Source organism: Nocardia sp. NPDC050406, from assembly GCF_044459025.1.
Taxonomy (GTDB): domain Bacteria; phylum Actinomycetota; class Actinomycetes; order Mycobacteriales; family Mycobacteriaceae; genus Nocardia.
The window spans coordinates 584,594-610,626 of the sequence record NZ_JBITIM010000003.1 but is presented as its reverse complement, the minus strand read 5'-3'; the positions used below and the strand labels follow the sequence as shown (position 1 = coordinate 610,626).

Annotated in this window: 27 protein-coding genes; 8 read left to right on the top strand and 19 right to left on the bottom strand. The window is 68.0% G+C overall.

Annotation, left to right across the window (positions count from 1 at the left end; genetic code table 11):
• Positions 1-4: 4 nt before the first annotated feature.
• Positions 5-619 carry a TetR/AcrR family transcriptional regulator gene (locus ACIBH2_RS26180; RefSeq protein WP_397122032.1) on the bottom strand — a complete coding sequence of 205 codons (615 nt, stop codon included), beginning with the start codon at positions 617-619 and terminating at the stop codon, positions 5-7.
• 127 nt (positions 620-746) lie between these two features.
• Here ACIBH2_RS26180 and ACIBH2_RS26175 point away from each other — a divergent pair, with 127 nt between their 5' ends.
• A complete protein-coding gene (locus tag ACIBH2_RS26175) occupies positions 747-2,783 on the top strand; it encodes a neutral/alkaline ceramidase (RefSeq protein ID WP_397122030.1) in 2,037 nt (678 codons plus the stop codon).
• A gap of 34 nt (positions 2,784-2,817) precedes the next feature.
• Here the strand turns inward: ACIBH2_RS26175 and ACIBH2_RS26170 are convergent, their stop codons facing one another.
• Positions 2,818-3,060, bottom strand: coding sequence for a DUF2530 domain-containing protein (locus tag ACIBH2_RS26170; RefSeq protein WP_397122028.1), 243 nt, complete (start codon positions 3,058-3,060; stop codon positions 2,818-2,820).
• 298 nt (positions 3,061-3,358) lie between these two features.
• Here ACIBH2_RS26170 and ACIBH2_RS26165 point away from each other — a divergent pair, with 298 nt between their 5' ends.
• A complete protein-coding gene (locus tag ACIBH2_RS26165; RefSeq protein WP_397122026.1) occupies positions 3,359-3,796 on the top strand; it encodes a MarR family winged helix-turn-helix transcriptional regulator in 438 nt (145 codons plus the stop codon).
• 4 nt (positions 3,797-3,800) lie between these two features.
• Here ACIBH2_RS26165 and ACIBH2_RS26160 read toward each other — a convergent pair whose 3' ends face one another.
• The 7 genes from ACIBH2_RS26160 to pdxH form a co-directional block, all read right to left on the bottom strand.
• Positions 3,801-4,190 carry a YccF domain-containing protein gene (locus tag ACIBH2_RS26160; RefSeq protein ID WP_397123018.1) on the bottom strand — a complete coding sequence of 130 codons (390 nt, stop codon included), beginning with the start codon at positions 4,188-4,190 and terminating at the stop codon, positions 3,801-3,803.
• Positions 4,191-4,479: 289 nt separating this feature from the next.
• On the bottom strand, positions 4,480-5,685 hold the full coding sequence (locus ACIBH2_RS26155; protein WP_397122024.1) for a GNAT family N-acetyltransferase: 1,206 nt from the start codon (positions 5,683-5,685) through the stop codon (positions 4,480-4,482).
• Between the two features lie 467 nt (positions 5,686-6,152).
• Positions 6,153-7,466, bottom strand: coding sequence for a citrate synthase (locus ACIBH2_RS26150; protein WP_397122022.1), 1,314 nt, complete (start codon positions 7,464-7,466; stop codon positions 6,153-6,155).
• Between the two features lie 199 nt (positions 7,467-7,665).
• Positions 7,666-7,899, bottom strand: coding sequence for a hypothetical protein (locus ACIBH2_RS26145; protein ID WP_397122020.1), 234 nt, complete (start codon positions 7,897-7,899; stop codon positions 7,666-7,668).
• A 44-nt stretch (positions 7,900-7,943) separates the two neighbouring features.
• Positions 7,944-8,150 carry a hypothetical protein gene (locus ACIBH2_RS26140; RefSeq protein WP_397122018.1) on the bottom strand — a complete coding sequence of 69 codons (207 nt, stop codon included), beginning with the start codon at positions 8,148-8,150 and terminating at the stop codon, positions 7,944-7,946.
• 114 nt (positions 8,151-8,264) lie between these two features.
• A complete protein-coding gene (locus ACIBH2_RS26135) occupies positions 8,265-9,545 on the bottom strand; it encodes an MFS transporter (RefSeq protein ID WP_397122016.1) in 1,281 nt (426 codons plus the stop codon).
• A 297-nt stretch (positions 9,546-9,842) separates the two neighbouring features.
• Complete coding sequence (gene pdxH / locus ACIBH2_RS26130; RefSeq protein WP_397122014.1) at positions 9,843-10,565, bottom strand: pyridoxamine 5'-phosphate oxidase; 723 nt, start codon at positions 10,563-10,565, stop codon at positions 9,843-9,845.
• Between the two features lie 100 nt (positions 10,566-10,665).
• On the opposite strand from pdxH, the gene ACIBH2_RS26125 reads away from it, so the two are divergent.
• The gene (locus tag ACIBH2_RS26125; protein WP_397122012.1) at positions 10,666-11,808 is read left to right on the top strand and encodes a citrate synthase 2; all 1,143 of its coding nucleotides are present in this window, start codon (positions 10,666-10,668) and stop codon (positions 11,806-11,808) included.
• Between the two features lie 189 nt (positions 11,809-11,997).
• On the opposite strand, the gene ACIBH2_RS26120 is transcribed toward ACIBH2_RS26125, so the two are convergent.
• A complete protein-coding gene (locus tag ACIBH2_RS26120) occupies positions 11,998-12,750 on the bottom strand; it encodes an RDD family protein (protein ID WP_397122010.1) in 753 nt (250 codons plus the stop codon).
• Positions 12,751-12,983: 233 nt separating this feature from the next.
• Between ACIBH2_RS26120 and ACIBH2_RS26115 the strand changes: the two genes are divergently transcribed.
• Positions 12,984-13,151 carry a DUF1272 domain-containing protein gene (locus tag ACIBH2_RS26115; protein WP_397123016.1) on the top strand — a complete coding sequence of 56 codons (168 nt, stop codon included), beginning with the start codon at positions 12,984-12,986 and terminating at the stop codon, positions 13,149-13,151.
• 20 nt (positions 13,152-13,171) lie between these two features.
• On the opposite strand, the gene ACIBH2_RS26110 is transcribed toward ACIBH2_RS26115, so the two are convergent.
• Positions 13,172-13,885, bottom strand: coding sequence for a hypothetical protein (locus ACIBH2_RS26110; protein WP_397122008.1), 714 nt, complete (start codon positions 13,883-13,885; stop codon positions 13,172-13,174).
• 134 nt (positions 13,886-14,019) lie between these two features.
• Between ACIBH2_RS26110 and serC the strand changes: the two genes are divergently transcribed.
• The 3 genes from serC (at position 14,020) to ACIBH2_RS26095 (ending at position 17,573) form a co-directional block, all read left to right on the top strand.
• Positions 14,020-15,144 (top strand): phosphoserine transaminase, encoded by a 1,125-nt coding sequence (gene serC / locus ACIBH2_RS26105; RefSeq protein ID WP_397122006.1) that lies wholly within the window; start codon positions 14,020-14,022, stop codon positions 15,142-15,144.
• A gap of 201 nt (positions 15,145-15,345) precedes the next feature.
• Positions 15,346-16,386: a septation protein SepH gene (gene sepH, locus ACIBH2_RS26100; RefSeq protein ID WP_397122004.1), complete on the top strand. Its 1,041-nt coding sequence runs from the start codon at positions 15,346-15,348 to the stop codon at positions 16,384-16,386.
• 410 nt (positions 16,387-16,796) lie between these two features.
• Positions 16,797-17,573: a DUF6928 family protein gene (locus tag ACIBH2_RS26095; protein ID WP_397122002.1), complete on the top strand. Its 777-nt coding sequence runs from the start codon at positions 16,797-16,799 to the stop codon at positions 17,571-17,573.
• Between the two features lie 36 nt (positions 17,574-17,609).
• Here the strand turns inward: ACIBH2_RS26095 and ACIBH2_RS26090 are convergent, their stop codons facing one another.
• Positions 17,610-17,936: a DUF2537 domain-containing protein gene (locus ACIBH2_RS26090; protein WP_397122000.1), complete on the bottom strand. Its 327-nt coding sequence runs from the start codon at positions 17,934-17,936 to the stop codon at positions 17,610-17,612.
• A 64-nt stretch (positions 17,937-18,000) separates the two neighbouring features.
• A complete protein-coding gene (locus ACIBH2_RS26085) occupies positions 18,001-18,804 on the bottom strand; it encodes a TrmH family RNA methyltransferase (protein WP_397121998.1) in 804 nt (267 codons plus the stop codon).
• Between the two features lie 111 nt (positions 18,805-18,915).
• On the opposite strand from ACIBH2_RS26085, the gene ACIBH2_RS26080 reads away from it, so the two are divergent.
• On the top strand, positions 18,916-19,281 hold the full coding sequence (locus tag ACIBH2_RS26080) for an FKBP-type peptidyl-prolyl cis-trans isomerase (RefSeq protein ID WP_397121996.1): 366 nt from the start codon (positions 18,916-18,918) through the stop codon (positions 19,279-19,281).
• Positions 19,282-19,350: 69 nt separating this feature from the next.
• Here the strand turns inward: ACIBH2_RS26080 and ACIBH2_RS26075 are convergent, their stop codons facing one another.
• The 6 genes from ACIBH2_RS26075 to ACIBH2_RS26050 form a co-directional block, all read right to left on the bottom strand.
• The gene (locus tag ACIBH2_RS26075; protein WP_397121994.1) at positions 19,351-19,647 is read right to left on the bottom strand and encodes a hypothetical protein; all 297 of its coding nucleotides are present in this window, start codon (positions 19,645-19,647) and stop codon (positions 19,351-19,353) included.
• Between the two features lie 100 nt (positions 19,648-19,747).
• Positions 19,748-20,956: a YhgE/Pip domain-containing protein gene (locus ACIBH2_RS26070; RefSeq protein ID WP_397121992.1), complete on the bottom strand. Its 1,209-nt coding sequence runs from the start codon at positions 20,954-20,956 to the stop codon at positions 19,748-19,750.
• A 30-nt stretch (positions 20,957-20,986) separates the two neighbouring features.
• On the bottom strand, positions 20,987-22,411 hold the full coding sequence (locus tag ACIBH2_RS26065; RefSeq protein WP_397121990.1) for a sensor histidine kinase: 1,425 nt from the start codon (positions 22,409-22,411) through the stop codon (positions 20,987-20,989).
• A 13-nt stretch (positions 22,412-22,424) separates the two neighbouring features.
• Positions 22,425-23,132: a response regulator transcription factor gene (locus tag ACIBH2_RS26060; protein ID WP_397121988.1), complete on the bottom strand. Its 708-nt coding sequence runs from the start codon at positions 23,130-23,132 to the stop codon at positions 22,425-22,427.
• Between the two features lie 25 nt (positions 23,133-23,157).
• Positions 23,158-23,553 carry a hemophore-related protein gene (locus ACIBH2_RS26055; protein WP_397121986.1) on the bottom strand — a complete coding sequence of 132 codons (396 nt, stop codon included), beginning with the start codon at positions 23,551-23,553 and terminating at the stop codon, positions 23,158-23,160.
• A gap of 151 nt (positions 23,554-23,704) precedes the next feature.
• The gene (locus ACIBH2_RS26050) at positions 23,705-25,798 is read right to left on the bottom strand and encodes an AMP-binding protein (RefSeq protein ID WP_397121984.1); all 2,094 of its coding nucleotides are present in this window, start codon (positions 25,796-25,798) and stop codon (positions 23,705-23,707) included.
• Positions 25,799-26,033: the final 235 nt, after the last annotated feature.

The window sequence follows — 26,033 nt, the reverse complement described above, 5'->3', positions numbered from 1 at the left end:
CGCGTCAGGCGCTGAACTCGGTCACCATGCGCGCGAGCAGATCCAATTGCTCACGTACGGCGGCACTGTCGTTGTCGACGAGCCAGCGCAGCACGATGCCGTCGATGGCGGCGAGCATGAAACGGCTGATGGTGCCGACCGGCACCGTCCACTGATTGTCGGTGGCCTCGCGGGCATGTTCGATGATGTCACCGACGGTCGAGTCGTTGAATGCGTACTGTTCGCGGGCAATTGCGAGTTTTGCGGGGGTTTGTTCGCTTTCGCGTAGTGCGTAGGTGGTTGTTTCGTAGGTGAGCAGTTGTCGTTCCGGTGTGGCTTCCACTCCCTGCCACATCAGTTCGAGTCCCGCGCGTATCAATTTTTGAAGTGCTTCTTTTCCACTTCCGACGTCCTGCCATACCGTTTCGTTGGCATCGACGGAATCCCGCAATTCCATCGACAGCGCTTTGACCAGCTCGGTCATCAGCGCATCCTTGTTTTCGAAACAGTAATGCACCACACCGAGCGAAACACCGGCTGCCTGAGCCACATCGCGCGTGGTAACTCCTGCCACGCCCTTTTTTTCGGCAAGGCCGATGGCTGCCTCGATAAGGTGGGCCCGTCGTTCTTCGACGCTCAATCGGGAGGACACTCCAGGGAGTTAAGCCTTCAAGAGGCGTGCAGTCAATTCGCGCGACGCGAAAGTCTCCACTGGACGGGCGTCCAGTTGTGTGGTTCGCTGCGTATCACTACGAAGGGAGTGGCGAATGGTGGTGTCGCGCAGGACTGTTCTGGCGGGAGCGGCGGCGGGCTCCGCCGCGTTGGCGGCCGCCGCGACCCTCGCGGGTCCGGGCGGATCGGCCCGCGCGGCCTCGGGCGAGTATCTGATCGGCGTCGGCCTCTCCGATATCACCGGCCCGGCGGCCGAGTGCGGCATGATGGGCTACTCGCAATTCGGGCAGGACACCGCGGGAATCCACCTGCGCCCCAGGGCTCGTGCCTACGTCATCGACAGTGGTGACCGGCGCATCGCCTATGTGGTCGCCGACAACGGCATGATCTTCCAGTCCGTGCACCGCGGTGTCATGGCCGAGCTCGCGCGCCGCTTCGGTGACCGCTACACCGAGCAGAACGTCCTGCTCACCTCCACGCACTCGCACGCCACCTGTGGCGGGTCCAGTCACGACTACGCCTACAACCTGTCGATTCTCGGCTTCCAGCAACAGGTCTACGACGCCGAGGTGGCCGGGATCGTGGAGGCCATCGCCGCCGCCGACGCCGATCTCGGGCCGGGCAGTCTGGAACTCGGGCGCGGGGAACTGCACGACGCCAGTGTGAATCGTTCCCGAATCGCCTTCGAGCGCAATCCCGAAGCCGACAAAGCACACTTTCCGAATGCCATCGATCCGGCCGTCACCGTGCTGTCCTTGCGTAAAGGCGGGCGGCAGGTCGGGGCCATCACCTGGTTCGCCACCCACAACACCTCCATGAGCAATAAGAATCGGCTCATCAGCGGTGACAACAAGGGGTACGCGTCGTTCGCCTTCGAACACGACGAGCACGGCGTCCGGTATCTCGACGGCGCAGCGGATTTCGTGGCCGCCTTCCCGCAGACCAATTCCGGGGATATCTCGCCGAATCTGAACCTGCGGCCCACCTCCGGGCCCACCGAGGACGAGTTCGAGAACACCCGCATCATCGGCGAACGCCAATATCACGCGGGGAAGGCGGCGCTCGCGTCGGCGCGCGCGATCAGCGGACCGGTGGACGCGTCGCTCTGCTATATCGATCTCGCCGATATCGCGGTGGACGGGCGCTGGACGCCGAATGGACAGCCGCGCCACACCGCACCCGCCTGCGCGGGCGTCGCGCTCATCGCGGGCAGTGTCGAGGACGGGCCGGGGCTGCCCGGGGTACCGATTCCGGAGGGTGTGCGCAATCCGTTCGTCGACGCGCTCGGCGGCGCGAACGCGCCGGTGCCCGACTGGCTCGCGGATGCGCAGGCGCCCAAGGCGATTGTCGCCCCGCTGGGACTGATGCCGCCCGCGGCCTGGGTGCCGAGTGTGGTGCCGATCCAGATCGTGCGCATCGGCGAGCTCTACTTGGCCGCTGGCGGAGGGGAATTCACCATCGTCTCCGGGCTGCGTATTCGGCGCGTGGTCGCCGAGGCGCTCGGGGTGGGCCTCGACCAGGTGCTGTTGCAGGGGTACGCCAACGCTTATCACGAATACGTGGTGACTCCCGAGGAGTACGACGCGCAGCAGTACGAGGGCGGGTCGACGCTCTACGGGCGCTATACGCTGCCCGCGTATCAGCAGGAATTCCACCGTCTGGCAACGGCTTTCGCGGCGCGGCAGACCGTTCCGCGCGGCCCCGCGCCGCGCGACGTCTCCGCCATGCAGCCCAGTTTCGTGGCTGCGCCCGGACCCGATGCCGCGCTGCCCGGCGTGGATTTCGGTGCGGCGCTGGCACAACCGGCGGCGTCCTACGCGCGGGGAGAGCAGGCTTCGGTCGAGTTCCTGTCCGCGCACCCCAAGCACAACACCCGGCGCAATGGCACGTTCCTCGAGGTGCAGCGCGACATGCCCGGTGGCTGGACGCGTGTCGCCAACGAGGGGGAGTGGGCGGTCAAGTTCTACTGGTCGCGGCGCGGTACCGATGTCTCGGTGGCGCGGTTCACCTGGGATATCCCCGCCGACGCCGCACCCGGGCGCTACCGCTTCCAGCACTTCGCCGACCAGTTGACGGCCGACGGGGCGCTGCGCCCATTCACGGGGTACAGCAACGACTTCGAGGTCCGCTGACGCTGGGTCTTCGAGGTCGGCTGACGCTGGGCCGTCAGTCCAACCCGACCTGTGCGCCCTTGTCGCCGCGCCGCGCGCCGCGGCGCTGAATGGCGAAGATGGTGTAGCCGAGCAGGCCGACCGCCAGACCCATCAGACAGATGGGCCGGTGCTCGTGCCAGCGGTCGCCGCTGGCGTAGACCACGATGGTGGCGATCAGCCAGGCGATCGTGCCCAGCGCGAGGACCGGCCGCGGATCGGTGAGGCGCGGCGGAATCTGCGGCACGGGAGTCGTCACGGCTCCACCCTAGAGCGCGCGTCGGGCGGGAGCGAGGTCGGTGGCGGTGGGCTCGCTGTTTCGGCTGAGACCGAAAGTGGGTGCGCGCGGGCCGGTGTCCGGATTGCCCCGGATTTTCGGTGCCGGGCCGTGTCCGCGGGCGGTTGCGCGGGTGTTGACGTGGGCTGTGCGGTGACTGGCGGGGGCGCGTCGGGGGTTCGAGGGGGTGCGTACGGGGGTTCGACTAGGGCGATTCCGGTGTGGTGTGCGGGCCCGAACAGCCATCTCGGGCGCGGCCGGTCCCGTATCGTTTGGCTCTGTGACAACGCCTTCCGATATTCGAGCGCTCGCTGGTGATCTCTCGCTGGCGGTCGTGCGCTTGACGCGACATCTGCGGGGTAGGCGGGCCGATGCCCAGATTTCGCTGACTCAGCTGTCCGCGCTCGCGACGCTCAACCGCGACGGGGCCATGACGCCCGGCGCGCTGGCCGCCAAGGAGCGGGTGCAGCCGCCGTCCATGACCCGCGTGATCGCCTCGCTCACCGAAATGGATCTGGTGGAGCGTAAGCCGCACCCGACCGATGGGCGGCAGATCATCGTCTCGCTCTCCGACGCGGGGCGGGCGTTGATCGCCGACGAGACCAGTGCGCGCGAGGCGTGGATGACCGAGCAGTTGGCCGGGCTCACCGCCGAGCAGCTGAAGGTGCTCGAGGAGGCCGTCGGGATCATGAAGCAGATCGTCGACGAATCCGAGTAGTCGCTCAGGTGCCGAAAGGCCGGTCGCTGGAGACGATTTCGCGGCCCAGCGGGAACAGCGAGACCGGTACGAGCTTGAGGTTGGCCCACGCGAACGGAATTCCGATGATCGTGATCGCCAACGCGACGCTGGTGACCACATGTCCGATCGCCAGCCAGATGCCCGCGACGATGAACCAGATGACATTGCCGAGCATGGACGGGACGCCCGCGCCCGGCTTCTCCACGGCCTCGCGTCCGAACGGCCACAGCACGAACGACGCGATCCGGAACGAGGCGATGCCCCACGGGATGGTGATGATCAGAATGCAGCAGATCACCCCCGCGACCACATAGCCGATCGCCATCCAGAAGCCGACCAGCACCAGCCACAGTACGTTCAACACCAGCCTGATCACGCTCACGCAACCCAGCATGCCAGCGCCCGGCGAGCCCCGCCACCGAGGACCTCCCCAACTCTCGGGGAACTCTCAGGGGCTTCGCCCCCGAACCCCCCAAAAAAAGCGGCCCACTCTCGGCGTCCCAAAGGTTTCGGCCCCCGAAACCTCGAAGCGGCCCCGACTCGCTGTAGCTCTCAGAGTTGCGCGCCCGAGTTCACGGGGGCGTCCGTCCCTCGTAGGGGCAGGGGCTTCGCCCGACCCTCCTGGGCGGGTGGTCGAGGGGCTTCCGAACCGTTTGTCCGGGCTAGAAGAACCAGCCGAGTTCCGGGTCGCGGTCGGTGGTGAAGGCTTCGTCGAAGGCTCGGAGGATGGATTGGTCCTTGGCCTGGATGCGGTGGGCGGCGGCGAAGGTGCGGGCGCGGTGTTGGCCCAGGTACAGGCTGCCGAGAACGTCGAGGCCGAGTTCCAGGTCGGGGGTGCGGGTGGTGGGCTCGCATTCGGCCAGGCCGTCGCGGATGCGCAGGGCGAAGGTGCCGCCCGCGGCGCGGAACGGGTCCGTCACCGCGACAACGGCTTCCAGGTCGCGTTGGTAGGTGCGCGCGGTGAGGGCGGCGGGAATGTCCATGAGGCGCACCCAGAGGTGGTCGCGGCGGCCGGTGACCTGGACCAGACGAGGGTCGGTCAGCAGGTAGGGGAGCGGGTCGTTGTCGCTGATATCGCCCTCGACCTTGGTCACCAGGTCCATGCTGAGCAACACCCGCCACAGCGCGATGTGCGCCTCGGCGGTGACGGCCCGGAACTCCCAGACCGACGCGACCTCCGCGGTCTCCTGCCACTGACGGCGGTAGAGCGCATAGCCGTCCGGGTGCACCAGGGCGAACAATCCCGACGCGCCGCCTCGATAGCGTTGCGGGTCGGTGAAACACAGCTCCCAGCTCGGCTCGGGCCGCTGCTGCGCACCGGGTACCAGTCGCCGCCAGCGGTCGTAGACCTCGCGGATATGCGGCGCCGCCTCCTCCACGGAGGCGATGTTCACCCCGCCGGGATCCGGTGTGGTGGGCCGGAATTCGGCTCGCCGCCGATCGATGGAGATGAAATCGCGCACAATGGCCGTGCCGTACCCGAACCGCCCGTAGATGGTGCCCTCGCTGGCGGTGAACGCGGTGAGCGGCAGCCCCTCGGCCTCGGTGCGCGCGTGCTGCTCGGTGTAGAGCGCCCGCAGAATGCCGCGCCGTCGATGCGTCGGCGCGACCACGACGGCGGAGATGCCGCTGGCCGCGACGGTCCGCTCCCCGGGCACGGTGAAGGTCATCTCCCGATCCACGGTGTGACCGACGATGCGATCGCCGTCCACGGCCACCAGCGCCCGGTCGACGGTGAAGAGCTCCCGAATATGGTCGAGTTCCCGCTCCTCGTACCGCATTCCGAAGCCGGTCTCCACCAGATTCGTGAGGGCGGGCAGGTCGTCGCGGGTGGCCGAGCGCACGGTGATGCCATTCGTCGATGCCATACATAGGACGATTCCACGACCTCGCGCCGCGCGCACCTCATTTTCGGCGCGGGGCGCGGGCCCGCCGAGGGTGTTCACCCCCGGCCGACCCGCGTCGCGTCGGCCGCACTGCCCGCGGCCCGCGATTCGACATGCGTCACCTGCCGCCCCCGCCGCGGCAGGTGACTATCGAATTCAGCGCGGCAGCATCGCCAGCACGATATTGATCACGTTGCCCACCGCGGCGCTGGCATTGGCGGCGATGGCGGAGCCGGTGTCGAGCAGATTCAGAATGCCCATGGTATTTCCCTCCCTGTATGTGCTTGTCGCACATTGTTTTTCATTTCCATGCGGGCTCGTGTGCCGCACAGGAACAAGATTGCCGGAGGGTGCTGTCGAGGTTCTTAACAAGATCTTGCAGTAGGAGACTTGGCTCGGAAACGACGAAACCCGCCCTGAGAGAGCGGGTTTCGTGGATGAACCGAATATCAGCGGCTGGCGATATCCTGGTAGTCGCGCTCGCCGTAGCCGGTGTAGATCTGGCGCGGACGGCCGATCTTCAAAGGCTCGCGGTGCATTTCGCGCCAGTGCGCGATCCAGCCGGGGACGCGGCCCATGGCGAAGAGCACGGTGAACATGCGGGTCGGGAAGCCCATGGCCCGGTAGATGACGCCGGTGTAGAAGTCGACGTTCGGGTACAGGCGACGCTCGATGAAGTACTCGTCGGTGAGCGCGGCCTCCTCGAGCGCCTTGGCGATATCGAGGAGCTGGTCGTCGCCGCCGATCTTGCCGAGGATGGTGTCGGCGGCCTTCTTCACCAGGGTCGCGCGCGGGTCGTAGTTGCGGTAGACGCGGTGCCCGAAGCCCATCAGCTTCACGCCGTCTTCCTTGTTCTTGACCTTGCGGATGAACTCCTTGACGTCACCGCCCTGGGCCTTGATGTCGTCCAGCATCTCCAGCACGGCCTGGTTCGCGCCGCCGTGCAGCGGGCCCCAGAGCGCGTTGATGCCGCCGGAGACGGAGGTGAACAGGTTGGCGTCGGAGGAGCCGACCAGGCGCACGGTGGAGGTGGAGCAGTTCTGCTCGTGGTCCGCGTGCAGGATGAGCAGCATGTCCAGCGCCGCGGCGACCTCGGGGTCGACCTGGTATGGCTCGGCCGGGAAGCCGAAGGTCATGCGCAGGAAGTTCTCCACCAGCGACAGCGAGTTGTCCGGGTAGAGGAACGGCTGGCCGACCGACTTCTTGTAGGCGTAGGCCGCGATGGTCGGCAGCTTGGCCAGTAGTCGAATGGTGGACAGCTCGACCTGCTCGGGATCGCGGGGATCGAGCGAGTCGGGGTAGTACGCCGACAGCGCGTTCACGGCGGAGGAGAGCACCGGCATCGGGTGCGCGTTGCGCGGGAAGCCGTCGAAGAACCGCTTCAGGTCCTCGTGCAGCAGGGTGTGGCGGCGGATGCGGTCGGTGAACTCGTCCAGCTGCGCCTGGGTCGGCAGCTCGCCGTAGATGAGCAGGTAGCTGACCTCGATGAAGGTCGACTTGCCCGCCAGCTGCTCGATCGGAATACCGCGGTAGCGCAGAATGCCCGCCTCACCGTCGATATAGGTGATGGCCGACTTCGTCGACGCGGTGTTCATGAAGCCGGGGTCGTAGGTGACGTACCCGGTGCTGGCCAGCAGCTTGCCCAGGTCGATCCCGTCGTTGCCCTCGACCGCCTTGGCGACGGTCATCGGGTACTCGCCACCGGGGTAGGACAGCACCGGCTTGGCGTCGTCGTCGACGTTGATGATGTTCTCAGCGGGCACGGAAGGATCCCTCTCAGGCTTGTAACCGTAGGCATCGGCGCGGTGGCGCACGGTGCGCTTGCCTCAACGCTAGACGCTGCCCGGAGTGCCCGACTAATGAGGGTCACCCTTTGCTACCTCACAGTCACCGGCTCACGAGGTGAGGTGCGGCGCGGTCATGTGGTATCGGCATGAACCGCGCCGCACCGCCGCCGGATCCTCAGAAGCAAGGCAGGAACGGAAGACAGGTCTGCGTCCTCGGCAACGCCTTGTCCCCCTGCTCCTGCTGCGGCTTGTCCCCCGCCTCCTGCTCGGACTTGTCCCCGGCCTCCCCCGGCCCGGTCGACTCCGAGGACGGCACCGGATCGGCGCTGGCCAGCGGCGCCGACAATCCGGCCAGGCCGAGCGCGGCCGCGGCAAGGACGCCGAGCAGATACTTCCTGATGGTGCGCATGAGTTGTTCCCCCTTGTGAGTGGTGATCTGTGTGCGGGTTGGCGCTACGCCCCCGGGTTCCAGCCCGGCGGGTGGGTGGTTTCGGAGTCGGGTTGCGGCCCCCACGGTTTGGAGGGCTCCTCGAACGGCTTGGAACCCGTCGACGACTTGTCGCCGCTCTGCGGAGACCCTGGATCGGTCGCGGCGGCCGTGGGCGCGAAAACTATGCCCGCGGCCACGAAGCCGATGAGCAACCTACTGACGGTGCGCATGTCATTCCCCCATGAATTCGGTTGTGAGCAGTCCGTTTTCGGACTGGTTCGACGGTAAGGGAGAGGGGCTCGGGGAATTCTTGCGAAATCCTTGTGTCACAGGGGAACTGGAGATCAGGCGGGGACTTCGGCGTGGGCTCGGGCGACCTTGTAGCGGATGAAGGCGGGGAAGACGATCACGGAGATCACCATGCCGACGACGACCAGGGCGCCGCCGCCCGCGGCTGCCGCGGCGGTACCCACCGACGCCGCCGCGAAACCATGGGCAACATCACCGATGCGGGGGCCGCCCGCGACGACGACGATGAAGACGCCTTGGAGGCGGCCGCGCATCTCGTCGGTGGCGACGCTCTGCAGCATGGTGGTGCGCAGGGCGGCGGAGAACATGTCGACCGCGCCGCCGAAGGCCAGGCAGGTCACCGCGATCCAGAGTCCGAGGGTCAGGCCCAGGCCGTGGCCGGTGGCTCCGACCGCCCAGCCGAAGCCGACCATGGCCAGACCCCACAGCACGATCAGCCACACCACCGCCAGGCCCTGGCGGCGAATCCTGGTGAGCCAGCCGGAGAACACCCCGCCCAACACCGCGCCCACCGACATGGCCGCGAAGAGCAGGCCCAAAGCCGTTCCGCCGGAAGCGGAATCGCCGAAGCTCTCCTGTGCGATCTGTGGGAACAGGGCGCGCGGCATACCGAAGACCATGGCGACGATATCCACGGCGAACGAGGCCAGCAGGATCTTCTGGGTGGCGAGATAGCCGAAGCCGTCGAGCACTTCCTTGATTCCGGCGCGGCGGGTCTCGCCGATCGGATGGATGGGCGGCAGCTTCCAGACCGCCCACACCGTGGCCAGCAGGGCGATGGCGTCGAGCAGATAGAGCGTGGCCAGGCCGGTGACCGGAATGAGCATGCCCGCCGCCACCGGTCCGGCGATCGCGCCGAACTGCATGACCGTCATGCTCAGCGAATTGGCGGCGGGGAGCTGCTCGACCGGCAGCAGGCGCGGGTAGATGGCGCTGCGGGCGGGCTGGTTCACGGCGAAGAACGCCTGCTGCATCGCGAACAGGCCGAGGATGAGCCAGGGATTGGTGTTCCCGGCGGCGGCCTGCGCCCAGAAGGCGAGGGCGGTGAAGCCGGTGCCCGCGCTCGTGATGAGCAGGAGTTTGCGGCGGTCCATGGCGTCGGCGAGCGCACCGCCCCACAGGCCGAAGGCGATGAGCGGGATCAGGCCGAAGAGTCCGGCCAGGCCGACGTAGGAGGAGCTGTGTGTGATGTCGTAGAGCTGCTTGGGAACCGCCACGACGGAGAGCTGCGCACCGATCACCGTGACGACTCCGGTGGTCCAGAGTCTTCGGAAATCCGGGTTCTTCAGCGGCGTGACATCCGCGAGCAGCTTCACTGCGCAAAGATTAATGGGATGAATTGCGCCGAAGCTAGGGCTTATTCGTGATTCATCCCACGAGTGCGGCGGAACCAACTCTCGGAACTCTCAGGGGCTACGCCCCCGAACCCCCTGGAGACGGCGGGGGAAGCGTCCGAACCGGATAGGCGGAGCAGCCTTCGGAGGGGAGGGGGCAGCGCCGCTAGTCGGATAGGCGGGCCGGGCGGCCTACGGGGCGGAGGTGCCGGGCAGCGCCCCTGAACCGGATGAGCGCGGGCGGAGAGGTCGGCGGCGTCCTGGCCGGAGCGGCGCGGGTCAGGGTTGCAGGCGTTCGACTTTCATCGCGGCGACGTCGGTGTTGCCCGGTTCCAGCAGGACTCGGATGCGGTTGTGCATGCGGCTGCGGCGGCCTTGCCAGAACTCGACGGTCTCGGGCTGGATCTGGAAGCCGCCCCAGAACGGGGGCACCGGGATCTGGTCGACGTCGGCGAAGCGGGCGGTGGTCTCGGTCATTTGGCGATCGAGGTCCGCGCGGGTGTCGATGGTGCGGGACTGTTGCGACGCCCACGCGCCGAGCTGCGAGCCGCGCGGGCGCAGCCGCCAGTAGACCTCGGTGATCTCCGCCGACACCCGGTGCACCGGGCCGCGCACCGTCACCTGCCGACCCAGCACCGGCCACACGAAGGTCGCCGAGGCGTACGGGGTGGCCGCCAGCGCCCGCCCCTTGAACGATTCGTAATTCGTGTAAAAAGTCACACCCTCGGGCGAGAGGCCCTTGCACAGCACGGTGCGGGTGGCGGGTTTCGGACCTTGCTCGGTCATCTCGACCGTGCCCAGCACCATGGCGTTCGGATCGCTCACCCCGGCGCTGGTGGCATCCTCTATCCACTTGCGCAGCAACGGTTCCCACCCGTCGGCCAACCAGCTCTCGTCCAGGTCGGTCTCGCGCCCGGGATGGTTCTCCCCGGCGTCCACGCCGTACTCCACGCGCATTGCCGCGATATCCACGCGAGTGACGGAATTCTCCAGGTCGGCCATGGGCCAGACGTTACTCCGGGGTAAGCCGAGCGTTAAGGTTCAAGGTGATCGGCGAGGCCGCCATCGATCGGGCGGCCCGGTTTGCAAGGAGAGTCACAACATGACTGCCAGCGCTGCGGTTCCCAGTTCAGCAGTTCCGTCCGACTTCGTGAGCGGTCTCGAGGGCGTGGTGGCCTTCACCACCGATATCGCCGAACCGGACAAGGACGGGGGTGCGCTGCGCTACCGCGGCGTGGACATCGAGGATCTGGTCGCCAACCGCGTCACCTTCGGTGATGTGTGGGCCCTGCTCGTGGACGGCGAATTCGGCCGCGGCCTGCCGCCCGCCGAACCGTTCCCGCTGCCGGTGCACACCGGCGACGTCCGTGTCGACGTGCAGGCCGGTCTGGCCATGCTCGCCCCGATCTGGGGCTACCAGCCGCTGCTCGACATCGACAACGAGGAAGCGCGCGAGAACCTCGCCCGCGCCTCGGTCATGGCGCTGTCGTACGTGGCGCAGTCCGCGCGCGGCATCTACCAGCCCGCCGTGCCGCAGAAGAAGATCGACGAGTGCACCACGGTCACCGAGCGGTTCATGACCCGCTGGAAGGGTGACCCGGACCCGCGCCACACCGAGGCCATCGACGCCTACTGGGTCTCCGCCGCCGAGCACGGCATGAACGCCTCCACCTTCACCGCCCGCGTCATCGCCTCCACCGGCGCGGATGTGGCCGCCTCGCTCTCGGGCGCCATCGGGGCCATGTCCGGCCCGCTGCACGGCGGTGCCCCGGCCCGCGTGCTGCCCATGATCGAAGAGGTCGAGAAGACCGGCGACGCACGGGCATTGGTCAAGGGCATCCTGGACCGCAAGGAAAAGCTCATGGGCTTCGGGCACCGGGTGTACCGCGCCCAGGACCCGCGCGCCCGCGTGCTGCGCGCCACCGCCAAGCGCCTCGACGCCCCGCGCTACGAGGTCGCCGCCGCGCTGGAGGAGGCCGCGCTGGCCGAGCTGCGCGAGCGTCGCCCCGACCGCGCCATCGAGACCAATGTCGAGTTCTGGGCCGCGGTCATTCTCGACTTCGCCGAGGTTCCGGCGCACATGATGCCCGCCATGTTCACCTGTGGCCGCACGGCCGGGTGGTGTGCGCACATCATGGAGCAGAAGAAGCTGGGCAAGCTGGTGCGCCCGGCCGCCATCTACACCGGCCCGGAGCCGCGCAAGCCGGAGAGCGTCGCCGGTTGGGCGAACGTGGTGCGCGGCTAGGACTTTCCCGCCGACAGTCGAACACGAGCGACGGCTCGCGACCCGAACGGGTCGCGAGCCGTTTGTCGTGGATACCGAAAACGGCTCGCGGCGAGGGCTTCTCGCTGCGAGCCGTTCGCGTCGAAGGCTGGCGCTTCGCGGCGTACTCCCCGCGTAGACACGCACGCCGGAAGATTCACCGACCTTCGATCAGCTCTTCACCACATAGGTGCCGATGATCTTGTCGGCGAAGGTCTGGCGCTTCTCGTCCCAGATCGGCCAGAACCAGCCGATGTAGCAGGCGAAGGAGTCCGCCGCGTGGCAGATCTTGCGCACGAAGGCCATACCGAATCCGATCGGCTGACCGGTGGTCGCGCTGACCAGACGGATATTGAGCATCTTCTTGCCCGGGGTCTGGCCGGTGGTGCCCTCCTTGTAGATCAGGAAGAGCCCGCCCGCGATACCGATCACGGCGGCGAGCAGCATGAACATGACGCCCACCCCGGTCATGCCGCCGCCGGTGCAGCGGCCGGTGGTGCTGGAGCAGCTGATCTCCGAGGTGCCCGCGAACCCCGCGATGAGGTACAGGACCGCGGCGGGCAGGCCGAAGATGAGCCCGTCGACGATGTAGGCGCCCGCGCGCGAGCCCCAGTCGGCGAAGGGCGGCTGGTGCCCGTAGGGCGAGTAACCGCCCGGCGCGCCCGGCTGCGGGAACCCGGGCTGCGGCGCGCCATAGCCCGGTTGCGGTGCGCCGTAAGCGGGTTGGGGCGCGGCGTACGCGGGCTGGGGTGCGCCATAGCCGGGCTGCGGCGCGCCGTAACCCGGTGCGGGCTGCCCGTAGCCGGGCTGTGGATGCCCGGGGTTGGACTGCCCGTACGGCTGCTGCTGCGGGTAGCCCGGACCGGACTGCCCGTACGGCTGCTGCGGGTAGCCGGGCTGTTGGGGATTGTTCGGGTACGTCATTCGTTTCCTTGCAGGGTTGGATCATTCGGCACAGGCCGTGGCCGACGGGTCGACCGTGTGGGGCCGATCGATGGCGAGAGCCCCTCCGGCGTCGGGCCAGCTACAGTCTGGTGCACTTCGGCTCCGGTTGCGCGGTGAGCGCGGATCGGATAGTGCCTGGCGCGTTCGCGGGATCACCGCGAACGGTCCTGAATTGTGCCTTGTGCGTAGGAGGTTTCGTAGTGGCGTTGGAAATGCGCACCCGATGTGAGAGGTGTCATACCGCGGAGTTGCGGCCCGACGGCCCGGCCTGGATCTGCTCCTACGAATGCTCCTTCTGCGAAACGTGTAGTGCCGCAATGCACCGCGAATGCCCCAATTGCGGCGGCGAATTGGTGCCGCGCCCCCGTCGCCGGTCCTGACGCCGAAAGCCCGACCGGCGCTAATCCGGACGCGACGCCGCCCAGTCGACGGCGACCGACTCGCCGTGGTCCACGGTGAAGAAGGCGACCTCCAGATGCCGCCCGAGATCGACCAGTTCGATGGCGGCCAGCGGCACGGGCTGGATGATCCGCACCAGCCACGGCGCGGGCTCGTCCCAGGCGCGCAGTTCCAGATCCAGCCGCAACACCGGATCGTCGCGCCCGGAGTAGTCGGCGGCGATCGGGGCGGCGGCGAGCACCGTGGCGCGCGCCCGGCGGCCGTCGGCGAGGATCTTGCGGATATTGGTGCGGGTCGCCTCCTCCGGCGCGGGCACATACAGGACCACGCGGTCGCGATCGCCCGGATCGACCCGGCAGGCGATGATGTCGCCCGGATTCATCCATTCGAGATCCGCGGCGCTCACCCGTTGGCGGACCCGCGTCTCGTAGGCGTGCTGGCCGTCGAGTTGCACGCGCACCCAGAATTCGTGCCCGGGTTCGGAGCGGCGCTGGCGCACACCGAGCACGGTCGCGGTGCCGCCCGCCCCGTGCAGCAGCAGTTCGCGGCGGCCCGCGTCGGTCAGCTCCGGTCCGCGCCGGGTCAGCCCGCGCGAACCGAACTGCGAGGACAGTCGGGTGAACAGGCCCGGACGGCGTTGTGTGCGGCCGGAATTCGCCGCGACGGCGTTGGCGTCGGCGGCGGTGCCCGGTCTGTCGTGCGCGGCCGTATTCATAGCCGTGAACCATAACGGCAGTGTGTGCCGCACCACAGCGATACCCGCCGGTTGCGGGCGGACTCGCGGCGAGTGGTGTTGCAGCGCCTACCCACTCGCCGATGCGGCCTTCGTCACGCTCTACCCTTGTCGCCATGACCTCTGCGTTCCCGACCATCCCCGACGAACTGAAGCCCGCCGATGGACGGTTCGGCTGCGGCCCCTCGAAGGTGCGCCCCGAACAGCTGCAGTCTCTGGTGGACACCGGTGCCTCCGTCTTCGGTACCTCCCACCGGCAGAAGCCGGTCAAGGACGTGGTGGCGCGGGTGCGCTCCGGTCTGCGCGAATTGTTCGCCCTCCCCGACGGTTACGAGGTCGTCCTCGGCAACGGCGGCACCACCGCCTTCTGGGACGCCGCCGCCTTCGGCCTGATCCGCGAGAAGTCGCTGCACCTGAGCAATGGCGAATTCTCCTCGAAGTTCGCCTCGGTGGCCAAGGGCAACCCCTTCATCGGCGACCCGATCGTGGTGAAGTCGGAGCCGGGCAGCGCCCCCGAGCCGACCTCCGACCCCTCCGTCGACCTCATCGGCTGGGCGCACAACGAGACCTCCACCGGTGTCGCCATTCCGGTCTCGCGGCCCGCGGGCTCGGAGAACGCCCTGATCGCCATCGACGCCACCTCCGGCGCGGGCGGTCTGCCGGTGAACATGGCCGACGCCGATGTGTACTACTTCGCGCCGCAGAAGTGCTTCGCCTCCGACGGCGGCCTGTGGGTGGCGCTGATGAGCCCCGCGGCGCTGGCGCGCGTGGAGGAAATCAAGAACTCGGGTCGCTGGACTCCGGAATTCCTGTCGCTGCCCATCGCCATCGACAACAGCACCAAAGATCAGACTTACAACACGCCCGCGCTCGCCACGCTGTTGCTCTTCGCGAATCAGATCGAATGGCTGAACGGTAACGGCGGTCTGGATTGGGCCGTGAAGCGCACGCTGGATTCTTCCTCGCGGCTGTACTCGTGGGCCGAGTCCAGCGAATTCGCCACCCCGTTCGTGGTGGATCCGGCGCACCGGTCGCAGGTGGTCGGCACCATCGACTTCAGCGAATCGGTGGACGCGGCGCAGGTCGCGAAGGTGCTGCGCGCCAATGGAATCGTCGATACCGAGCCGTACCGGAAGCTGGGCCGTAACCAGCTGCGCGTCGGTATGTTCCCGGCCATCGACCCCGACGATGTCTCGCAGCTGACCCGCTGCATCGACTGGGTTGTCGAAAAACTGTCCTGAACAGTAAAAATGGAAACGGTTAGCGGGTACTGAATCCGCGAACCGCGGCTTCGATACTGTGGCAGAATCGATCACAGTAATGCGGCGCGGAAGTCTGTGAGCAGATTTCCGCGCCGCGTGTCTTACCCCACGGATCACAGAAGTGCACTACTGTTCCAGAACGTGGGCGGTGTCGCGAGCCGACGCGAATAGGAGGTAACGGTGCGTGAACTTCGAGTGATCGGATTGACGCCCGATTCCACGCACATCGTGTGCATCGATACCGAAACCGGCCAGAAGTATCGGCTCGCCGCCGACGACAAACTGCGTGCGGCAGCGCGCGGAGACCTTGCCCGATTCGGCCAGATCGAGATCGAAACGGAAGCCACGATGCGTCCTCGCGATATCCAGGCCCGTATCCGAGCGGGCGCCTCGGTCGACCAGGTCACCGAGGAATCCGGTATGCCCGCGAGCCGGGTCGAGCGTTTCGCCTACCCCGTGCTGCTGGAGCGCCAGCGCGCCGCCGAACTCGCGCAGAAGGCGCATCCGGTGCGCAATGACGGACCCTCCGTGGAGACCCTCATCGAGATCGTGTCGGCGGCCTTCGCCGAGCGCGGCCACAATATCGAGGTCGCCGAATGGGATGCCTGGAAGGACGAGAAGGGCTACTGGGTCGCCCAATTGCAGTGGCAGGCGGGTCGTTCCGTCATCGCCGCGCACTGGCGCTACCAGCCCGACGCGCACGGCGGTTCGGTGGTGCCCCTCGACGATCCGGCCTCCGACCTGATCGATCCGGATTTCGGGCGCGCCCTGCGCGGCCTGGCCACCATCCTGCCGGACCAGAAGGAGCCGGTCGCCGAGCCCGCTCCCGCACCGGCCCCCGCGCCCGCGCGGGTCGAGTACGAGGAGACCTCGCGGGTCTCGGAGCAGCAGCCCCTGGAGAACTTCTACGAGCAGCGCGCCGCCGTCGGCGCGGATGCCGTACCGGTGCCGCCGCCCGCCGCCCCGGCCCCCGCGCCGTCGGCTCCCGCGGCCCCCAAAGAGCCGCCCGCCCAGACCAATTCGGCCCCGGCTCCGGCCGCGCCGCCCGCCGAGCCCGCTCCGGCCGAACCGGCTCCCGCGCCCGCCCCGGCGCAGCCCGCCGCCAAGCAGCCTGCCCAGAAGCAGCCCGCGCAGAAGCCCAGTCGCGCCAAGCGTGGCGGCAAGGCGCCCATGCCGTCCTGGGAAGACGTACTCCTAGGCGTGCGCAGCTCCGGCCACTGAGCGACGCCCGTGTGATGTCACACGGGGCGTAGGGGCTTCCAGCCGAACGGTTCAGCAATCCGTCAGGCGTTATGCCAATAGTTTGCTGTGCCGCCGATCCTGGTGCTGGCCGATTGCCGCCGCCCGCGCGTCGTTTCGGCATGTCGCGCCGCTCGGCAATGTGACTGCCAGCTATTTCGCAGAGTGCGCGCGGCTGGTCGATTCGCCCGTACCCCGTGCCCGCCCGTTCGTTCGCCGCGCCGGGGAACAACGTTGCGCAACAGCGCCATTTCGGGCCTGACAAGGGTAGATTTTGAAGAGATGGCAGTGAGTGCCGAGCCGGTCACGCACCGACTGGGCATTCGACCATCTAATGTTGCTCAAGAGTAGCCATACTTGGGTCGCAAATGATTTCGGGAGGTGCCGCGCAAGTGCCGTCCACAGTCTCGTCACTCTGGTACGTCGACGCCTCCGACCCGGTCGCGGTGCTACGCGCGCACCCCGGACCCGATCCCGACGCCGCCTTCGCCCTCGCCAAACAGCTCAATCCGGACCGTGACGTGGTGCCCGCGGCCTCCGGAACCATGAAGGTGTGGGCCGGTCCGGATCCCGAATCCGTGTACATCGGTTGCTATCCCGGCATCACGGTGGTCTGTTCGAATCAGGCCGCGCTGGCCCGCCCGACCCGATTGCCGGAATTGTTGGTGCGGCCCTTGGCCTCCGAGTACACCTACCTGGTCTCCTACGACCTGGCCATGGGGTGGGGCGCGTTCGCCCATTGGGAGCGTGGGGAATTCCGGCGCTCCTTCAGCGCCACCCGGGTCAATATCCTCGAGGACGAGGGGCTGCCGCTGGTGTGGGAGCGGGCGTACTGGGCCGGGAACCACCCCATCCAACTGCGTGCGGGTGAACTGCCCGACCCGCAGCTACTGCCTTTCGACCCACCGGATTTCGCCGATGCCGCCAATGCGGAGTGGCTCGGATTCCGGTACCGCACCACGGCGACGAAGGGTCCGGGCACCGCCCCCGACGACTACCCGACTCTGGCTCGCATGCCCTTGGACCCCGAGGAGATCGAGGTGTGCGGCTTCTCGCTGTTCCCCAAGGGCCAGGCCCCCAAGCCGTCCGCACCCGAGGAGCCGGAACACGAGCACAACGGCAGACGCGGGCTGTTCGGATGGCTGCGCGGGCGCGACCGGGTGTCCTGAACGGCCTCGGCGCGATCAGCTCGCCGTGCCCACGGCTCAGCTCGCCATTCCCACGGCGAGGAGCGCGAGCCAGCCCAGCAGCACACCCGCCGCGAGCCCGACGATGACCCAGCGGGTGACCGGCGCGAAGCGCCAGCGCCAAGCGGTCGGCGCCGCGCCGCCCACGGCGATCGCGTTCACCACGACCGCGAGAACGGGATGCACATCGGCCAGCGCCGCGCCGAAGGCGTACACGCCGCACGCGGTGAGCGCGGCGACCATGACCACCACGGTGATTCCCGCCGCCCACGGCGTCGGCTCGGAGTACCCGTATCCGTATGGTCCATCGGGTGGGTAGGTCACCGGGGCCGTCCTCGTGTTCACCGGAAAAACGTAGCGCGCGAGCCCCGTCGTCGGGGCGCGCGCCTCCACATTTTCGCGCAGGCGCTCAGCGCGTGCGCACCCTTTCGTAGAAGGCCATGGCTGCGGCGGTGGCCACATTGAGCGAATCGGTGCCGGGCGTCATGGGTATGCGGGCGCGGATATCGCTGGCCGCCATGGTCGCCGCGGTGAGACCCGGGCCCTCCGCGCCGAGCAGGAGCGCGACCTTGTCGCCGGTCATGGCCGCAGCGAGGGTGTCGGCCTCGGGGTCGGGGGTGAGGGCGATGATTTGGAAACCGTTGTCGCGCAGCACATTCAGTCCGCCCGGCAGGTCGGGCAGATTCGCGAAGGGCACGCGCAGCACATGCCCCATGGACACCCGCACCGAACGCCGGTACAGCGGATCCGAGCACCGGTCGCCGAACAGCACCGCATCCGCGCCCAGGCCCGCGGCGTTGCGGAAGATGGACCCGATGTTCTCGTGATCGTTCACGCCCTCCAGCACCGCGACGGTGCGCGCGTCGGCGAGCACCGCGTCGGCCGTCAGCTCCGGCGGGCGGTGCGCGGCGGCCAGTACGCCGCGATTGAGATGGAATCCCACCACCTCGGCCATCACATCGGCGGTGGCCCGGTAGTACGGCACCGGCACGTCCGCCAGATCCTCGGCCAGCTGTTCGTAGCGCTTGCCCACGCCCAACAGCGCGAAGGGCGGGAAACGTGAGGCCAGCATGCGCTGCACCACGACCACGCCCTCGGCGATCACCAAACCCTTCCCGCCGGGAAGGTCGGGCCGACGGTCGGCATTGTTGAGGTCGCGGAAGTCGGCGACGCGCGGGTCGCCCGGGTCCTCGATATCGATCACTTCGGCCACGGGCACCCATCCTGCCGTCGGCGACATTCCCCGCCCGGCTCGGGTCCGGAACGGCTGCACGTCATAAGGTGATCTCCGACCGAATAGCCCCGCTATCGAAGAGGACAATCAATGAGCAGCAAGCCGGAAGTCGAGTTCCAGGACGGCCCCGCCCCCGACAAGCTGGTGATCAAGGATCTCGTCGAGGGCACCGGCGCGCAGGCGCAGCCGGGCGATACCGTCGAGGTCCACTACGTGGGCGTCGAATACGACACCGGCGAGGAGTTCGATTCGTCGTGGAAGCGCGGTGAGTCCATCACCTTCCCCCTGCGCAATCTGATCGCCGGATGGCAGGAAGGCATTCCGGGCATGAAGGTCGGCGGCCGCCGTCAGCTGACCATCCCGCCGGAGCTCGCGTACGGCCCCGAGGGCGCGGGCCACAGCCTCTCCGGCAAGACCCTCGTCTTCGTCATCGACCTGGTGGACGTCCTGAGCTGAGGTTCCGTTCCGACTACCGTGCCCGCCGTGCCTCGCGCGGCGGGCACAGTTGTCCCCGGCTCGAGTGTGTCAGCCCACCACCGCGTTCATGATGGTGCCCGCGCTCGTGGCGGTGGCGCCGCCGAGCATGGCGTTGGCGACCATCTTGGGGGACTGGAGGCCGCCGCCGCCCCATTTCTCCCAGGCGAAGCGGCCGCCGCCGTAGGTGATGGCGGCAATGCCGGACATTTGGGCGAACCAGGTGAAGTACCGGAACATTTTCATGAGTTTGTCGGCGGCGGGCGGGGTTTCCGCACTGGGATTGCCCATCTGCTGCGCCAGGACGGTTCCGTACATCTCGTGTGCGGCGGCGAGAATACTGCTCACGATCGTGTTCCTCTCCGATACCGAATGGTGTGGATGGAGCGCGTTCTGTGAAACCGGTCGATCAGAGCAAACCGGACTAATCCTAAACCGCCTGGTGGGTTTATTTGCGCACGATCTCCACGGGATCGGCGAGGGTGATAGCGATTTGTGATGACTGCGGAGCGCTGCGCTGCGGCAGCGCGGTCAGGGCCTGATTCGCCTGCGTGTTGAGCGTGGTGGTGACCGCCTGCAACTGGCTGACGCCGCTGGTCAGCGCGTCCATGGCGGCCAACAGCTGAGCCGCGCCCTGATCGGCGATCTGCGGAATCTGCGCCGCGAGCTGCGCGCCCTGACCCAGCTGGGCGCTGGCGTCGCCGAGCCGGGTGGCGGCATCGCGCAGCAGCGTGCCGATCCGGGTGTCGGGGGTGACGGTCGTGCCCACGATCTCCCCGAATCCGCTCAACTGCCCACCCGCCTGATCGGCGATCGTCCGCAATCCCTGGAGCTGGGTGATGATGTTCGCCAATTGCGGATCACCCGCGAACGGCAGCCCTTGCAAGAGCGGCACGATGCTGGCGAGCCCCGAGCTCAGTGAGGTCGCCGTGTTCTGCACCTGCCCGACCGTCACCCCGGTGGTATCGAGGGCGTCCGCCAGCTGATTCGCCTGCGTGGTCGCCGCCGACACGGTCGAATTCAAGACCGCGATGGCCGAAGTCAATTGGCTGGCACCGGATTTCGCCGTTTCCAGAAAGCCGAGCATTTGATCGGCCCCGCCGGAGAACTGCCCCGCCGCATCCGCCGCCGCCCCCACGCCCGCACCGAGCAGCGAGGCGGTGAACGCCACCTGCGAGAGCTGCCCGCGCGCCGCGGTCATGGAGGCGAACAGGGCGTCCATCCCGGCCGCGCTGATCTGGCGGGTCACCTCGTTGGTCGCGTCGTTGACCAGATCTGGATCGGCATTGCGATGCGTGGTGGCGGTGACCTGCGCCCGCTGCGGCTTGTCGGTGACCAGCGAGGCGACCGAGGTGGTGAGGTCGGTGGGCAGCGTGACCACCACCGCGTAGTCGGCGGTGCTGGCCTCGTCGACCACCTCCCAGTCGTAGGCCCCGCCGTCCTGGAGCGATGTGGCGATGCGCGCACCCAGCGGACCGTCATCGGTATTGATGAGCGCCACCGCCGTGGGCGGCGTCGACCAGCGCAGGTATCCGACGACCCCGGCGGCGAGCGCCCCGACGAGGACGCAGGCGAGCGCGACGATCCAGAGCCTGCGACGGCGCGGGGATGCGGTGCGATGCGCGGAGGTCGATGTCCGAGTGCGTTGTGGGAACACTCTTTCAGACCGTACGGGTACGAATTGTCCTCAGCCCTGGCGTTTGTCTGAGGGTTCGGTAAGGGATAACGAGCGATCCGGAAGATCCAGCACCAATCGCACGCCACCCATGGTGCCGTCGTCGAAATAGGCTCGCCCACCGTGCAATTGGGCCTGTTGCGCCACCAAGGCCAAACCCAGCCCCGAGCCGCCCTTACTGGCCTGACTGCCCCGGAAGAAACGGTCGAATACCGACCAGCGTTCGGCCTCGGGAATTCCGCGTCCATTGTCGTCAACGGAAATCACGATGTGCCCGTTGCGGGCTCGATGCGCCGACAATATCGCCTCGGTCGCGCGGCCGTGCCGCGCGGAATTGGTGAGCGCGTTGTCGATGGCCAGGCGCAGTCCGGTGGGCAGGCCTCGGGTCACCAATTCGGGGTCGGTGTCGACGTGCACCTTCAGAGTCGGATGGTGGCGCATGGCGTCGTGCGCGGCGGCATCGCAGACCTCGACCACATCGGTCTCGACGTGGTCGCGCTCATTGGACAGGTCACCGGCGGCGAGCCGTTCCAGCGCGCCCAGGGTGGCCTCGACACGGTCCTGACTGCGCTGGAGGTCGGCGAGGATCTCGGTGCGCTGGGTCTCGTCCAGGTCGAGGGTGCGCAGCACCTCCAGGTCGGTGCGCATGGCGGTGAGGGGCGTGCGCAGTTCATGGGCGGAGACGGCGGCGAAATCGCGGGCGGTCTCGAGGGCGGCGGCGGTCTCGGCCTGCGCCCGGTCCACCCGCCGCAACATGGTGTTCACGGCGTCGGCGAGCTTCTCCGCCTCCAGCACCCCCGAACCGTCCACCGGCAGCGAAGTGCCGGAGCCGCCCGTCGGCCTGCGCTCGTCGACCTGTTTGGTGAGTTTGGCGATGGGCCGCACCGCGCGCCCGCCGAAGAGCCAGCCGAGCGCGGCCGCCGCCACCGCCGCGACCACGGCGGCGATGAGCACCCAGCGGCGCTGGTCGGCGGTGGCTTCGGCGGTCTGGGTGGTCGGAATGCCCAGGGCGACAGTGCGTCCCGGTGGTTGGTTCTGATCGGTGGTGAGCACCCGGTAGGGCACGCCGTCCACGGTGACGGTCTCCGAGCCCAGCGGCAGCTCCGGCAGCACGTTCTTGGTGCTGGCCACCTGGCCCTTGTCGGTGCGCACGGTGACGGCCAAACTCCGGTTCGCGCCGAGGAATTCGAGGACGCCCACCGAGAGCACCGGTTCGATGAGCACGATCTGCGAGGCCAGTTTCAACTGCTGATCGGCCTGTTCGAGATTGTTGCGCTCGATGGCGTAGATGGTCACCCAGCTCAGCGCCGCGACAATGATCGTCGCGCCCAGGGCCGCGGCCGCCGCCACCCTGGTGCGCAGCGAGTAGGAGCGCCGCGGGCGCGTGCGCTCACCCGCGGGGGAGCGCCGGAACCGTTGCGGCAGTAGGCCCTTCACAGCGCCCCGCGGTTCACTTGGGTGCCCGCAGCACGAATCCGACCCCGCGAATGGTGTGCAGCAGTCGCGGCGTGCCGTCGATCTCGAGTTTGCGCCGCAGGTAGCCGACGAAGACGTCCACCACATTGGTGTCGGCCGCGAAATCGTAGCCCCACACCAGCTCCAGCAGGCGCTCTCGGCTCAACACCACCCCGGCGCTGCGCGCGAGCGTGGACAGCAGCTCGAATTCCCGTTTGGTGAGTTCGATCTCCTTGCCGTGCAACAGGGCTCGGTATCCGGCCACGTCGACCTCCAAGGGCCCCACGGTGATTCCGCCGGGCGTCGAGGCGGCCGGAGTATCGCTGCGCCGTCGCAGCAGCGCCCGAATGCGCGCCACCAGTTCGGCGAGGACGAACGGCTTCACCAGATAGTCGTCGGCTCCCGACTCCAGTCCGGCGATGCGGTCGTCGACGGAGCTGCGGGCCGAGAGCACGCAGATGGGCACCTCGTTGCCCATGGCCCGCAGGGCCGTCACGACCCCGGCCCCGTCCAGGACCGGCATGTTCATATCGAGCACGATGGCGTCGGGGGAGTGCTCGGTGACGCAGCGCAGGGCCGCGGCACCGTCCCGGGCGATCACCACCTTGAAGCCGGAGAGCCGCAGCCCGCGTTCGACGGAGGCCAGAACGTCCTCGTCGTCGTCGACAACCAGGACGGTCGGGGTCTCTCCGCGTTCGGCCACGGCTTCCATTTTGGCCCAGCCCGGGTCAGTAGTTGTGGCAGGAATCGGCAACGGCCTGGATGGCGGCGGCGATTCCACCCGCGCGCGGATCGTTGGCGGCCTGATCGGCGGCCTCCGGGTGCTCGCGCAGGTAGGCGTCGACCTCGGCCTGACGCTGTTCGATGGGCTGGTCGAACTTGGCCCGCAGTTCGGCCTTGGTGTCGGGGTTCTGGTCCAGGAACTGCGCCAGCGCCGGGGCCTTGTCGTGCAGCGCGGCATCCACCTGGTCGAAGGTGCAGGTCGAGTTCAGCAGCGGCGCGACCATGTCCACGGGCGCGGCGGAGGCGGAGGCGGGGTAGAGCCAGACGGAGACGGCGGCGAGGGCGCCGAGCGCTCCGGCGGCGGCGACGGTCTTGCGCGGGCGGGTGCGGAGGGATGACATGCATCGACCTTTCCGGTTGACGACACGCGGATTCCAGCCGATCCGCGTCCGCCCGACGCTAGGCCACCGACATGGGACGCGGATGAACACACTCTGAGAGTTCCGTAAGGGGGCCTGCTCCAGAAGCCGACCAGGAGCGACGGCGGACAGATCAGTTGGTGATGGCGTTGTCGGCGGATTGGTCGGGGCCGCCGGGCTTGTCGATGGCCGGGAAGGGCATGGTGCGGTCGCCGCTGCGCATGAGGGCGGCGGCGTCGCCGACCTGCTGTTCGAGGATGGCGAGCATGCTGGCGTCCTCGATGGTGGGCGGGACCTCGTACTGCTCGCCGGAGGCGATCTGGCGGATGGTGCGGCGCAGGATCTTTCCGGAGCGGGTCTTCGGCAACGCGCTCACCACGACCACGTCGTAGAGGCTGGCGATGGCGCCGACCCGCTCGCGCACGCGCTCGGTGACCTCGCGGCGCAGCACCTCCATATCGAGGTCCACACCCTGTTTGAGCACCACGTAGCCAATGGGCCGCTGGCCCTTGAGCTCATCCGGAATGCCGATGACCGCCGTCTCGGCGACCGCCGGATGTCCGGCGATGGCCGCCTCGATCCCACCCGCGGAGAGCCGGTGCCCGGCCATATTGATCACATCGTCGGTGCGCCCGAGGACGAACAGGTAGCCGTCCTCGTCGAAGTATCCCGAGTCCCCGGTGAGGTAGTGCCCCGGATAGGCGGACAGGTAGCTGCGCTCGAAGCGCGCGTCGTCGCGCCACAGCGTGGTCAGCGTCCCCGGCGGCAGCGGCAGCCCGATGACGATGGTGCCCTCGGTATTCGGCGGCACCGCATTGCCTTCGGAGTCCAGCACCCGCAGCCGGTAGCCGGGCACCGGCACCGAGGCCGATCCGGCCTTGATCGGAAGCTCTTGCAGCCCGAGCGGATTGGCGCAGATGGGCCACCCCGTCTCGGTCTGCCACCAGTGATCCACCACCGGGCAGTCGGGATGGTCGGCCAGCAGGGTGCCGGTCGCCCACTCCAGCGTCGTCGGATCCAGCCGCTCCCCGGCGCAGAAGAGCGCCCGCAGCCGGGACAGGTCGTGGCCCTTGGCGGCCGCGGCCTGCGGATCGGCGCGGCGAATGGCCCGCAGCGCGGTCGGTGCGGTGAACATCACGTCCACCTTGTAGTCCTCGACCAGCCGCCAGAAGGTCCCGGCGTCCGGCGTGCCGATGGGCTTGCCCTCGTACAGCACGGTGGTCGCGCCCACCAGCAGTGGCGCGTAGACGATGTAGGAGTGTCCGACCACCCAGCCGATATCGGAGGTGGTCAGCATGGTCTGTCCCGGCGCGACGTCGTAGATGTTGCGCATCGACCAGGCCAGCGCCACCGCGTGCCCGCCGTTGTCGCGCACCACGCCCTTCGGCTTTCCGGTGGTCCCGGAGGTGTAGAGGATGTAGAGCGGATCGGTGGCGGCCAGCGAAACCGGTTCGGCCGGTTCGGCATCGCGCACCGCGTCCTCCCAGTCCAGCCAGCGCGCGGCCACGGTCGCCGAGGAGTCCGGCAGATTCTCGGTGGCCGCCAGCGGGGTGGAGAACCTGATGGTCGGGAAGCCGTCGCGCTGTTTCACCAGCACCAGGCGCGGCGCGGTGGTCTCCGCGATATCGAGGGCCTGCATGACGATGGGCGGATATTCGATCCGGCGGCCGGGCTCCAGCCCGCCCGAGGCGGTGATGATCAACACGGGTTCGGCGTCGTCGATGCGGGCCGCGAGTTCGGGAGCCGCGAAGCCGCCGAAGACCACCGAGTGCACGGCCCCGATGCGGGCGCAGGCCAGCATGGCGATGACGGCCTCGGGAATCATCGGCATATATATAACGACACGATCGCCCGTCCGAACCCCAAGGCGCAGCATGGATCCGGCAAATCGGGCGACTTCGTCCAGCAATTCCCTATATGTGTAGACACGCCTGGACCCCGTCATAGCGGAGTCGTATATTAGGGCGGGCTGATCGGCGCGACCCCCCTCCTGATCACTGATCGCGGTATCCGGCGATGTGATGTCGCGCACATGGCGGTCCAGCGCGTTGTAGGAGGTGTTGAGGCGAGCGTCGGGAAACCAGCGGGCCGTCGGGCGAGCAGTCGGGTCCAGAATTTGGGTGGGAGGTACCTCCCAGCTGATGTATTGGGCCGCCGCAAGCCAGAACTCCGAGGGGTCGACCAGGCTCGTTTGGTACGCCGGTCGGTACTCCTGCTTCGCGTTCAACCCCGTGACTCCCTAGCTCCCCGTCGATGCCCGCCTCGATAGATCTGCCTGATTGTGGCAGACTTCACGCGACGTCCGGGCGGACGCCGCGACCTTTGATTTTGTCTGGAACAGGCAGGTCAGCGACCGGTGGTTGCCAAGAGGTCACACAAGAAGTTATTGATCCGTTAGAATCGCATGTCACATATTTCGGCCGTCATGGACGCAATTTCTCGGCCAGCCGCAGTTCTCGGTC